This is a genomic window from Galbibacter sp. L-19 (assembly GCF_056857615.1).
The window spans coordinates 51,375-63,556 of the sequence record NZ_JBSXNL010000042.1; the positions used below are offsets into that span (position 1 = coordinate 51,375).

General features: G+C 37.2%; 14 protein-coding genes. 9 read left to right on the forward strand and 5 right to left on the reverse strand.

The genetic code is table 11. The features are described from left to right. Position 1: 1 nt before the first annotated feature. From merTP to AC13CQ_RS05610, 4 genes are all read right to left on the reverse strand, one after another. A complete protein-coding gene (gene merTP, locus AC13CQ_RS05595; RefSeq protein ID WP_008612770.1) occupies positions 2-604 on the reverse strand; it encodes a mercuric transport protein MerTP in 603 nt (200 codons plus the stop codon). Further along, positions 601-975 (reverse strand): ArsR/SmtB family transcription factor, encoded by a 375-nt coding sequence (locus tag AC13CQ_RS05600; protein WP_008612771.1) that lies wholly within the window; start codon positions 973-975, stop codon positions 601-603. Before AC13CQ_RS05600 ends, merTP begins: the two co-directional genes overlap by 4 nt. Before the next feature lie 153 nt (positions 976-1,128). Further along, on the reverse strand, positions 1,129-1,785 hold the full coding sequence (locus AC13CQ_RS05605) for a class I SAM-dependent methyltransferase (protein ID WP_482882735.1): 657 nt from the start codon (positions 1,783-1,785) through the stop codon (positions 1,129-1,131). 296 nt (positions 1,786-2,081) lie between these two features. Next, positions 2,082-2,576, reverse strand: coding sequence for an N-acetylmuramoyl-L-alanine amidase family protein (locus AC13CQ_RS05610; RefSeq protein ID WP_008612774.1), 495 nt, complete (start codon positions 2,574-2,576; stop codon positions 2,082-2,084). A gap of 189 nt (positions 2,577-2,765) precedes the next feature. Here AC13CQ_RS05610 and AC13CQ_RS05615 point away from each other — a divergent pair, with 189 nt between their 5' ends. Then, the gene (locus tag AC13CQ_RS05615) at positions 2,766-3,053 is read left to right on the forward strand and encodes a hypothetical protein (protein WP_008612775.1); all 288 of its coding nucleotides are present in this window, start codon (positions 2,766-2,768) and stop codon (positions 3,051-3,053) included. Between the two features lie 16 nt (positions 3,054-3,069). Here AC13CQ_RS05615 and AC13CQ_RS05620 read toward each other — a convergent pair whose 3' ends face one another. Then, complete coding sequence (locus AC13CQ_RS05620; protein WP_040879650.1) at positions 3,070-3,318, reverse strand: hypothetical protein; 249 nt, start codon at positions 3,316-3,318, stop codon at positions 3,070-3,072. Between the two features lie 5 nt (positions 3,319-3,323). Between AC13CQ_RS05620 and AC13CQ_RS05625 the strand changes: the two genes are divergently transcribed. The 8 genes from AC13CQ_RS05625 (at position 3,324) to AC13CQ_RS05660 (ending at position 12,034) form a co-directional block, all read left to right on the forward strand. After that, the gene (locus tag AC13CQ_RS05625) at positions 3,324-5,720 is read left to right on the forward strand and encodes a TraG family conjugative transposon ATPase (RefSeq protein WP_482882736.1); all 2,397 of its coding nucleotides are present in this window, start codon (positions 3,324-3,326) and stop codon (positions 5,718-5,720) included. 12 nt (positions 5,721-5,732) lie between these two features. Next, the gene (locus AC13CQ_RS05630; RefSeq protein WP_008615582.1) at positions 5,733-6,302 is read left to right on the forward strand and encodes a hypothetical protein; all 570 of its coding nucleotides are present in this window, start codon (positions 5,733-5,735) and stop codon (positions 6,300-6,302) included. 2 nt (positions 6,303-6,304) lie between these two features. Beyond that, positions 6,305-7,147, forward strand: a complete 843-nt coding sequence (locus AC13CQ_RS05635) for a hypothetical protein (RefSeq protein ID WP_482882738.1) — start codon at positions 6,305-6,307, stop codon at positions 7,145-7,147. 11 nt (positions 7,148-7,158) lie between these two features. Next, the gene (locus tag AC13CQ_RS05640) at positions 7,159-7,773 is read left to right on the forward strand and encodes a conjugal transfer protein TraK (protein WP_008615580.1); all 615 of its coding nucleotides are present in this window, start codon (positions 7,159-7,161) and stop codon (positions 7,771-7,773) included. Between the two features lie 33 nt (positions 7,774-7,806). Then, positions 7,807-8,736 (forward strand): conjugative transposon protein TraM, encoded by a 930-nt coding sequence (traM, locus tag AC13CQ_RS05645; RefSeq protein WP_482882739.1) that lies wholly within the window; start codon positions 7,807-7,809, stop codon positions 8,734-8,736. Positions 8,737-8,791: 55 nt separating this feature from the next. Beyond that, complete coding sequence (locus AC13CQ_RS05650) at positions 8,792-9,625, forward strand: DUF4138 domain-containing protein (protein ID WP_008615578.1); 834 nt, start codon at positions 8,792-8,794, stop codon at positions 9,623-9,625. A gap of 7 nt (positions 9,626-9,632) precedes the next feature. After that, positions 9,633-9,998: a hypothetical protein gene (locus AC13CQ_RS05655; RefSeq protein WP_008615577.1), complete on the forward strand. Its 366-nt coding sequence runs from the start codon at positions 9,633-9,635 to the stop codon at positions 9,996-9,998. A gap of 305 nt (positions 9,999-10,303) precedes the next feature. Beyond that, on the forward strand, positions 10,304-12,034 hold the full coding sequence (locus AC13CQ_RS05660) for an Eco57I restriction-modification methylase domain-containing protein (protein WP_482882740.1): 1,731 nt from the start codon (positions 10,304-10,306) through the stop codon (positions 12,032-12,034). Positions 12,035-12,182 lie beyond the last annotated feature (148 nt).

The window sequence follows — 12,182 nt, forward strand, 5'->3', positions numbered from 1 at the left end:
ACTAATTGATTTCTTTTTTGTCGGTTACTTTATAACCTGTTGATTTAATTGCTTTTTCGATTTCCGTTTCGTTGGTTTTAGTTTTGTCAAATTCAATGATTGCATTTCCATTTTCGTAGGACGCATTTGAGTTTACAATTCCGTTGAGTTTATTTACTTCGTGATTTACGTGTTCTTCGCAACTCGCACAGGTCATTCCGCTGATTTTAAATTCAGTTGTTTTAATGTCCAATTTGTCAACTACAATTATTTGCTTTTCTGTGTTTGGGTAAAAAATTCCTGAATAATATGGGAAAGACAACATTACAATTGCAAATACGGTCACAATTCCTAAAAACTTTTTTGATTGAATAAATTTTGGTTTTTCGTCCGTCTCACAATCACAGTCGATTTCTTTTTGAGGTTTAAGTTTTTGATACCAAGCAAAGCCAAGAACTAAAATTGTCAGTCCAATTAAATAAGGTCTAAAAGGTTCAATCCAAGAAAATGTTGAAGCAATTCCGCTTGTTCCAGCGATTAGAGCCAAAACTGGCGTAATACAACATAATGAAGCTGTAATAGCAGTTAACAAACCTGCACCAATTAATTTGTTTTCGCTTTTCATATCGTTTCTAAAATTTTGTTTTTGTCAAGTATCTCAAAGAATGGATTTAGTAATTTTTCGTATTCAGCCGTGAGTGAGTAAAAAATCGTTTGAGCTTCTCTATCGGTTTCTAATAGATTTCGGTCTTTCATTTTCCTTAAGTGTTGGGAAATAGCAGAAATGTTCATTCCAAGAATATCGCTTAAATCACAAACACAAAGTTTTTTTTCCTCAAAGAGTAAGTAAAGTATTTTAAGTCTTACGCTGTTTCCAACTAAAGAAAGTCCATTCGCTAAATAGTCGAACGATTCATTTAATTCTGAAACTATGTTTTTGCAACGATTTATTTGTTCAATATCGGCTTGTTGTCTTATGCAAGAATTATTTTCCATAGCACAAAGTTACATTTATTTCTTATTTAAGCAAATACTAAATTAATGAAGTGCAAAAAAACTTAGATTTTTTAATTTGGTAGCTTTTGAGTAGGCTGGTGATACAAAAAGTAAATTTAAATTGAATGCTTTTTCATAAACAGTGTATAAGGTTTATTCGGGTTTACTACCAGAAGCGACAAATACACCTCCATAATTAAAACTATCATCCACTTTAAAATTGGAAACCTTCGTCTCTAAATATTGGTATATTGGTCTGTCCACTTCGCCTTTCCCAATCCATTTTCCAAAATCGCCCTTTAAACTTGGTTTTTCAAGATACCAGTCGAGAATAACAATTCTACCGTTTGGTTTTAAAATTGAAATCATATTGTCGATTATGTTTCGCCATTCGGGCAGCCCAGACAAACCAAGGTCGCAAAAAACGGAGTCGATGATAATTTGTTCATCCCGATAATCAAGCCAATTCTGATCAATTTTTGTGGCGTTGTTTAATTCTATTTTGACATTTGTCCAACCGTTTTTTTCTATTTTTTGTTTGGCCTTATCAAGCATTCCACTCGACAGGTCAATGCCAATGATAAGTCCTGTATTGTTCAAATATTCGTTGAAATATTTAAAGTTGACCCCTGTTCCGCAGGGCACGTTTAATACGGTCTGTCCATTTTTGAGTTGAAGCTCTTTGATGGCATAGTTCCTGGCTTTTTTATAATACCAATTTGAGATGTAATCGTAAAGGACGGAAAGCTTATCGTAGTAACGAATAGCGTTTTCCTGTTCTTCCTTTGTTCCGTACATTTGAGTTTCCATTATGCTTTTTTATCTGGTGATGAACTTGTTGTATAAAAATACTCATTTCTTATTTTTCAGGTCATAAATCTGCCTTAGAACTTCTGACAAAAAAACTTTCAATACTTCTCGGATGCTTTTAATTGTTTCGATGAATACGTCTTTCATAATCGTTTATTTGAGTAGTTATAGATTCCTTTTAAAATAGCCATCGCCACGGCCTTGACTTTAGAAGGCTGCAAAAAATAGAACCCTTCATCTTCGTTGGAAAGAAATCCAACTTCTACTAAAACAGCAGGGCGGTAATCAACACTTTCTCAAAGCACCTGAAAATTCGCAAACTTCACGCCTCTACTCTCAAAACCCAATTCTTTTTTAAAACAAGCCTGCAACAGATAAGCAAGCAAGGTTGAGAGGCCTGAAAACTGAGATTTAGTATTAGTCACATAAACTTCAATGCCTCTTGCGTTAGCATTATCTGAATGATTGCAATGCAAGGAAATAAACAAATCAGCTTTAAGAGCCTTTGCCAACTTGGTTCTATCAGATAATGAAATAAGCGTATCGTTATACCGGGTCAAAAAAATATCCAACGGTGTTTTTGACTTTTTGTTAAGCCTTAAAACTTCCAGAGCGATGTTCAGTACGACATCCTTTTCCTGTACGAAATTAATTCCTACCGCACCGGAATCTTTTCCGCCGTGACCAACATCAATAACAATTCGTTTTTGAGTTGCTGGTTTCTGCCCAAAAACGATGCACATTTTTAGGAGCAAAAAGACAAAACTGACGTTTTTGAGCACTTTTTTCATTTTCAATCTTTGAGTTATCAACAACTTGCCTTCCAAAATTCATAAAATTTGATACCAAATAATGGCAACGGAATTCAATTAATACCAAATAATATTTTATTCACAAATATTTGATTTTCAGGTATTTGAATACAAATATATGTACTTTTCCCTTAACGAAAACGAATCAAAAAATTAAACTGTTCCGTTATGAAAAAATCAATCTACTTGGCAACTTTTCTTTCGTTGCTCTCAACATCACTTTTTGCACAAATTGGAGGAATCGAAGATTCAGTTGACGATGTTTCTAGCACAATTAGGACAATTTTTCCAATAATCCTTGGTGTAATCTTCCTGATTGGCTTCCTGTTCAACGCGGGACATTTCTTCGGGGAAAACGCCGATCTCAAAAAAGGGATTACCCGTGTGCTCGTCTTTGTCTTGATTGCTGGTGCAGTAGTAGGCATTTTCACCTACCTAATCGGAATCGTAGTATAATGAAGCGGTTCGAGGTTTATAAAAACATCAGGAAACGGGCGGTCATTTTTGGGCTGCCCATATCCCTCTTTGCAATAATGATGGTTTCCATTCTTGCTTCGCTACTCATCATCATCTTTTCGTTCAGCTTCGGGATTATCATTGGCGTATTGCTTATCAATTCAGTTCTATATATCGCCCTGACCCGAATTACAAGCAATCCACAAATTTTCCAGATGGCAAAAGCTTTCCCAAAAATCATCAGTAACAAAAGAAATTCCGGCATCAATTATGAACAAGATTAATCTTTCGGCATACCAATCCATCGCAGATATTCAGAACAATATCATCTTTGCCAACAATGGCAATGTGGTTTTGTGTTATGAAGGCAACCTGCCTGAAATATACTCGCTGTCCGAAAAGGATTTTGAGGATATGCACGGGGCTTGGTTTCAGGCCTTAAAATCATTACCTGTTGGTACGGTTGTCCACAAACAGGATGTTTATCTCAAAAAGAGCTATACATCAGAACAACTTCCCAATAAGACCTTTTTGGAAAAGGCGACCCACGACCATTTCAAAGGACGTGAGTATATGGAGCACCGCTGCTTCCTGTTCTTTGTTCTGACCAAGAACAAAGCGCTCAACAATCCCAAATATGTCAACCCGTTCCGAAAGGTTTCAAAGAGTATTATCAGGGAACTAGATGATACCGTGCAACGTTTTATCGGTTCGGTCAACGATTCGGTTTCCTTTATCAACAACAGCCGCAAAATGGAATTTTCTCCACTTGATGCGGATTCAATTCAAAATCTAACGAATGGCTATTTCAATGGCTTCAACGAAGGTTTTGATACCGATATTTTACTGGAAAAAAAGAACGTCAATATCGGCGAAAATTATTTTGATGCCCTGGCCATCAACAGCGAACTGTGCTTTGGCGAAAGTGTACAGAGCAGCAAGACCAATGAGAAATTCACTTCTGACGATTTTGTGTTTCATCAAGGGTTTATTGATGGCATAGGGCTTACGCTTAACGAAAGCCACATTGTCAACCAAATCCTGTATCTGGACGACAAACAAAAATGGCGCAAGCTGCTGGACAAAAAAGTCGAGGAACTGAACAAGAGTTCCAACTTTGGTTCGCAAAACAAAGTGGTATTAGGAAAAATCCAGCACATCCTTGACCAGATCAATGCCGATGATAATGCACGGATTATCCGTGGTCATTTGAACATCGTCTATTGGGATAAAAATGCCGCCAACCTAAGCCGCATCGGTTCTAAAATCAAGACTGAATTTAAGGAACTGGACATTATTCCATATTATCCAAGGGGCGAAGAACGTAAAAATTATATCCTGAACAGCTACTGCTGCTTTTCCTCCAATTTCTCTAACAATGATTTGTACGTAACGGATCTCAAACACGCGCTTTGTCTGTTCATCAATAATACCAACTACAAGTCGGATGATACCGGTATCATCTTCAATGACCGGGAACATAACATCCCAGTTCTGAAGGATGTTTGGGACGAACACAAAAAACGTATCAAGGCACGCAACTTTGCCATTTTCGCACCCACCGGTGAAGGGAAATCCTTTTTGGCCAATAATATTCTGCGCCAATATTTTGAAAGTGGCGTGCGCCTGGTCATCATTGATCTGGGCGGTTCTTATACCAAATTCGCCAAACTCTATCCAGAACAGTACACCGTCTTGCGCTATGAAAGTGGAAAGAACCTGGGAATCAACCCATTTTACATCAGCGATATCAATGACCTAACACCGGAACGCTTGGAAGATTTATCGGTGTTCCTATTTGAGCTGTTCGCTTCCGATTTAAAAGTAACCAAGGCACAATCTGTTTCCGTCAAGAAAATATTGCGCCATTATTATGATAGCACTTTAGAAAACCACTCCTTGGATGGTTTTTATCATTTTATCGAGCGCAACCAAAAAGATCTTTTGGGTCAGCTCAAAATCCATCCTGACTACTTCAATGTTACGGGCTTTTTGCACGTAATGTCGGAGTATGTTGGCGATGGGCTATATAGCTTCCTCTTTGAAGTTAGCGAAGATCAGACCTATAAAATCGAGGATAAACGGCTCATCGTTTTTGAACTGGACGAAGTGAAGGACAATAAGGAAATCCTTTCCGTAATGTTGAAACTGATAAAGTCTGCCATCCAAAGAACCATTTGGAAAAACAGAGCTGAAAAAGGCATCATCCTGTTCGATGAATTTGCCAAGCAACTGAAGTTTGAAAACGTACTGGAAAGTGTTGAATTCTACTATCAGGCCATCCGTAAACAGAACGGAGCGATTGGGATTATTCTGCAATCCATCAATCAACTTCCAAATAATTCAACTTCGGCAAGCATCATAGAAAATACACAGGTTATCTACAGCCTGAACAACGAGAAAGGCTATGCGGAACTTGTCAAGCGGCTTAACCTATCAAGCCACGATTTAAACCAATTAAAATCCATCAAGAACAATCTTTCCGGAAAACGAAAGTACACCGAAATGTTCATCAAGATTGGTAAGGAGAGTAACATTTTTAGGCTTGAAGTTCCCAAGGAAGTATATGCCGCTTATCTCACGGATGGAAAGGAAAATGAAGAAATAATGAAGCTTTTCGAAAAACATCAGGATATGGAAAAAGCAATCACGGAATATTCATCTTAAAATATATAAACAATGAAAACAAAACTCTTAATTCTCGCAATGGCATTACTGTTCAGCTTCAATATGAAAGCGCAAGGAATGCCTACTTATGACAATACCAATTTTATCAGCTTGGTAAAGCAACTTATAGAATCTGGGAAACAGACGGCTCAAATGATAAAGTCTGTAAAGTTCCTAAAAGATGCGAAGGAAAGCATTGAGAAAGTATCAAGCGTGGTACAACAGTTAAGAGCTGTTCAAGAAATTGGTCAGAATAATCAGCGCCTTATCAATGTAATGCAAAATGACCTACAGGATATCCTGAACTCGCCTTACATCAAACCAGATGAAGTTAGCAGAGTTGTGGAATCGTTCGATGCCATAGTTCAAAACTCCTTGGAAACGGTTGACTTTATTGATCAAGTCTTATCAAGTGATTATCTAAAAATGAGCGATGCCGAACGTGCAGAAATCTTGAAAGAAAAAGAACTGGAATCGAAAGAAATGGTTTCGGAAATCACATTGAAAACTAAACGATACCGAGATATAATTTCTTTCCGCAAGATGCAGGATAAAATCAATAATAGGGAAACAGGATATTAATTATGACCGCGGCAATCATTTTAGGGATAGGCTTGGAATACGTTGATACCGTTTTCCAGACCATACAGAACAGCAGCTTCTCACAATATACCATTGCGGGAATGAAAACGCTTGCCGTACTGTTCTTTCTGATCAACATCCTCAAAAAATATAATGAGGGCGTTGCAGATCAGGGTGGTTATACTTGGGGATTAAGTCCAGCGGAACTGATCAAAAATTTCGCGGTCGTTCTTCTGGTCATATTTTCAACACAGATATTGGGCTTTTTTGACGGTATTCTGGTGGCCATCGAAGGACAATATCGGGGAACTGCTCCGGCTTTGTTGCCCTTGCAGATGCAGGATATTCCCATTGAGGAAGAGGTAAATATTATAAAAGCAGCCCAGGCCGCAATGTCTTTGCTTTATGAAGCTTTGGTAACACCACTTTTCGGTTTTAAGATATTTGCCTTCGTCGTGAGTACAATATTATGGATTCTCGATTTGTTCATTTACCCATTATTCCTTGCGGAACGTTTCTTCTTGTTGGGAATAATGCAGGCATTCTTCCCATTGGTCATAAGCCTTGCCGTTTTTGAAAAGTTCCGTTCGCTCGCCTATAACTTTTTCAAATTGTACGCTGCCGTTTATATGCTGGTACCTGCGTTTTTTCTGGTCAATGTATTCGTCAATGCGCTTTATACCGAGATAAATACCAATTTCTGGACGAACTTATTTGGAACTGACGTTGGTAGCGGCTTTTTTGCCCCGGTCGTACAGCTTGGTTCGGTAGGATTTATCGTCTTTCTAAAATTCAAACTTTACCAGCGCGCGACCTCATTTACCCTAAAATTATTTACTGCCTAAAACCCATACAGATGAAAACACCTTATAAAAATATTTACGCAGTCCTTAGAATTAATCGGTTCATCGTCTTGGCCGTTGTCATTTGCTCCGTTTTGTCCAGTTTCTTTGCCGTTTGGATGGTATTCAACATCAATAAAAAAGTCCTGAACAATGCCTTTGCGATCAATACCGATGGAAGTATTATTCCCCTAAAACTCGTTACCCAAAAGGAAAACTTTAAGGTGGAAGCCTTGGCCCATTTGGAACTGTTCCACAATTACTTCTACAACATTGATGCAAGCAATTATGAAAAGAACTTGGAAAAGGCACTTTGGTTGGGTAACAGTTCCGTGGACAATCTCTATCGCCAAAAGAAGGCCGATGGTGTCTATAATCGGTTACTGCAATATTCATTAGTCCAAAAGGTGGTCAGTATCGATTCCCAAGTCGAGGAAAAAAATGGAGTTTACACCTTCAAGACGGTTACCGTATTTGAAATCAATCGGGGTTCGATTATCGATACTTATGAACTGGTTTCCACCGGAAACCTGATTACGGTCGACCGAAACTTCCCCAACAATCCACACGGATTGTTGATTACGAACTATTTTGAAAAATCCCTTAAAAAACTGAACAATGAAAATTGAAAGCCCATAATGGGCATTTAAAAACCAATGATTATGAAGATAGAAAAGAACAAAATAGTCTTTGCAGCGGTGCTTGCCGTAGTATTCATTTTCCTGATTTCCTATTCCATTATGGTTATGGGCAATGATGAAAGTGAAAACGAAAACCTTAAAGAGACGTCGGTTCCCGCATTGGAAGAAGATCAAAAGGAGTACGATTCCAAACTGGATGCCATCAATGATCTTAAGGAAGTGCGGGAAACCAACGCACCAAGCATCTACGATGAAAAGCTGATCGATTCCCTCGGCTTTTACGATCCAGATTTGCCCGAACAGGAAAAGGAACGCATTGTGGATAGTATCTACTCCGCAGGGAAAATCAAGTATTCCGAAAAAAATTATCGGAATATTGGGGTTAAGAAAACTGTTGTCAAGGTCGCAAAAGTGGTTGACTCCGCTGCAATAAAAGCGGAAGAAAAAATTGCTGCAAAGGAAATGGGGCTGGAACACCAGTTGTTTTTTGCTTCCGATCCCAAGGAAAGCACTGTTTCCGTGTCCGGTTCAACGGATGCTGTAATCTATGCCGTTGTAGATGGTGACCAAAAAGTCAAGGCAAATTCGCGTTTGCGGATGCGCCTGACCAAAACCGCCACCATCAATAGCAAACGGATTCCAAAAAACACTCCAATTTACGGTTTTATCAGTTTTCAGCCCAATCGGGTTTTGATTGAGATCGAGAACATTCAACATCAACCCACAAAACTGAAAGCATTCGATCTACAGGATGGTAGCGATGGCATTTATGTGGAAAACAACTTTCGTGCAGAGGTAACCAGCGAAGTTGTAGGCGATATGGTGGATGACATAAACATTACGGGTGTACCACAAGTAAGCGGTTTCAAAAAGATATTTCAGCGCAACCACCGGAACGTAAAGGTTACCGTACTCAACAATTACAGACTAATCCTAAAGCCTAAATTATGACCCCATAATCCCGAACTGAATTCGGGACAAGTAGGGCATTTAAAAACTCACTCTTATGAAAAATTATATTTTTATCTCAATATTTCTGTGCGGTACAGCCTTCGCAAAAGCGCAAACACCTATCACACTCGATACCATTTATGCCAATGACCAAAAGAACGTGGCCTTGTTCTTCCCAGAACCCATACGTCAGGGAATTACGGGGTCAGACAATTTTGTATTCACCTACAATCGCGAGAAAGAACAGTATTTTGGATTGCTCCAAGCAAAGCCAGGAATGGAAAGTAATCTGTTGGTGGTCAATAGAAATGGTGCAGTTTTTTCGTATATTGTAAGGTATAAGAAACAGCTTGATAGACTGAATTATTTTATACCGAAGTCTAAAAGCATCGGCAATGAAAAGCCTATTGTTGCTGATTCGACAAAAGTAGTTGTGTTTAAGAAGGAGTTGGGAAATGAGGTCTATTATTACCAAAAATTTTGTTCCTATTTAATTGATCGAAAGCAACGGATTGGTCGTATAAAAAAGCGAAATGAGGGCATCGTTTTAAGTATTGAAAACATTGTTTTTGATAAGGAAGAGCTTTACTTCGTAATCCAGATTGAAAATAAATCTACCTTGGATTACGATCTGAATTTCTTAAAATTATCGGTAGAGACGAGACAAAAGGGTAAAAAGAAATCATTGCAAAGTCTTTATCAAGAGCCTATTTTTAAATATAATCTGCCCACCAAAGTAGTTGAAAATGAAACCGTAAAATTGGTTTACGTGCTGCCAAAATTTTCGATAAGCAATGACCGCAGGGCGGTTTTAGAGATCAACGAAAAGAACGGGGAAAGGCACTTAAAATTAAAAATATCGCATAGATTTATCAATAACCCAAATTAATATCATTATGAAAAGAATAGCCATTTTTTCGTTAGTAGTATTTTTTCTGTCCTGTGCAGGGAAACAAGACCTTTCGCCGAGCGAAACTTCAAAAATCGTGGTGGAAAGTTTCTACAATGAAGATAATACCACCCTAAAAAAACATACCACCCCCGAAGGCTATGAAGGTCTAAAATCGATACAGGATTTAATGGCAGCAGGAAAATCAGGGGATTCCAATTTTAAAATGCTGGAAGAAACTGCCGATGATAAGACCGCTTGGGTAAGGTTTACAACCTCTTATGAGGAAAATCCTGAATTGTTCAAGCTTCTAAAGGTAGATGGTCAATGGAAGGTTACGCAGCAAGGGCCAAGAGAGAAAGGGCCGTTTTAAGGAAAGAAATAGTATAGACCTTCTCCTTTTTAAATTGGTCGTTAATTTTTTCGTCAATGGTAAAACAAAAGTAATTTATGTTATGGGTGGTCTGTTAAATCTTCTATTTTTGCAAAGACAAAATTCAATTTCTAATCGCACCTTTAAAAAACATATTAAATCAATTAGGGCTAATCGAACACCACGCGGTCTATTTTAGGGATAAGGCACTTGGTATTCCTTTCAATGGATTTACTCCAGAAGTAAAACAAAAAATAGACATTATTAATCCTGATGCGTATTATGTTTTTAATCAGCAGCCCTTATTGCTATTTTTTTATCTCGATGAAAATGATCGATCAAATCGGGAGTTAGAAATTCATAAACAGGTATGGTCTTTCGATAACTCACCGGTAATTTTTGTAATTAAAAAACAAGATGTAAAGGTTTATAATGCCTTGAATTACCATAAAAAAGAAAAGAGTCTTGAAGAAATCCCCTTGAGTCCAGAGGAAAGACAGGAGAGGTTTTCTTTTTGGAATCTTCAAAGCGGATCTACGTGGAAATGGCTACAACAAGAATATTTAGAAACTACAAAAAAGAACAAATATAGAAAAAGAGTAAATGAGCGTCTATTTCAAAATATAAGATCGGTTAGGCAAATTTTAATTGATGAACCTAATGGACTTACCGAAAATGAAGCGAACTCTTTAATTCTCCGATTAATTTTTATTCGTTATTTAATTGATAGAGGGGTTAAAATCGATGATGAAGAAATAAGAGGTAATTCCTTAGACGAGAAAAGACTTAGTTTTAGTAGAATAATACAGGAACCAACTAAACTGGATAACTTATTCAGCAGGCTCAATAAAAATTTCAATGGTGTTTTATTCAAGGAAGTCAATATTAAATTAACTTCAAAACAGTCTCAATTCCTAGCGGATGTTTTTAAAGGGGAAATACAAGAACAGGGCGCAATATTCGAGGGGTATTATTTTCATATTTTTGATTTCTCAATTATTCCTGTAGAAGTAATCTCTGGTATTTACGAATCATTAATTGATGAAGAAAAAAGGAAATTGGACGCAGCGGTATATACGCCTCCTTTTTTAGTAGAATATGTTTTAAATGATACGGTCGATAAATATTTAGCGAATAGCACTTCTTCTTCTTGTAAAATATTCGAAGTAGCTGTAGGTTCCGGTATTTTTTTAGTTCAGTCTTTGAGAAAGATGATTGAAAAAGAAATCGACCTAAAAGGAAAAAAGAATAATAAGGATTTTAGCAAACGCATTCGAAACATTGCCAAAGAAAATCTTTACGGAATCGATATTAATCCAGAAGCTTTAAAAGTAACCTGCTTCTCTATATATATTGCTCTTTTGGATTATCAAAGTCCAAAGGATATCGAAAAATACCCTTTCCCAAACTTCTTGGGAGAAAACCTATTTGAAGCAGATTGTTTCGACTTAGACCATCAATTTAATGAAGTAGTCAAAAAGCAAAAACCGAATTTCATATTAGGAAATCCTCCTTGGAAAAAGGATAAATCCCTTAAGCATTTAAAATGGATCAATTCTACTAAAATTCATAATAGAAAGATTACGGGCAAATTAGAAATTGCACAATCTTTTTTATTACGTTCGCAAGATTTTATGCAACCGGATACTGTGGCAGCTTTAATAGTAACCAGTACAATTTTCTATAATGTTTCAACCACTACAAGGGAATTTAAACATAAATTCCTGACATCTTTCTGCCTAGATAAATTTTTAGATCTTTCACCCGTAAAACAAACTCTTTTTGAGCAGCAAGAGAGCCCAACTTCTATAGCTTTTTATCGCCTAGCTAATAACAAAAATTATCTGGAAAATGTTGTCGAACATTTAAGCATAAAGGTTAATTCATTTTTAAAATATTTTAAAATGCTAGTCATTGAGAAGTATGATAACAAGAAAATCTCTCAGAGACATTTTCTTGAAAATGATTGGATGTTTAAAGTAGCGCTATATGTGGAAATTCTTGCCAAACTGACCCATGTAATCCTGCGAAAGTGACCCACTGAATCCTATTTAAAGTGACCCGGGTATTCCTGTCTAAATTGACCCACCTCTAGAAAGAGCATGTATTAAATAACTTGTATGGTTATAATCAAGAAAAATAACCATGGCAAACACACATTTAGACATGCGAAAAATCAAACAA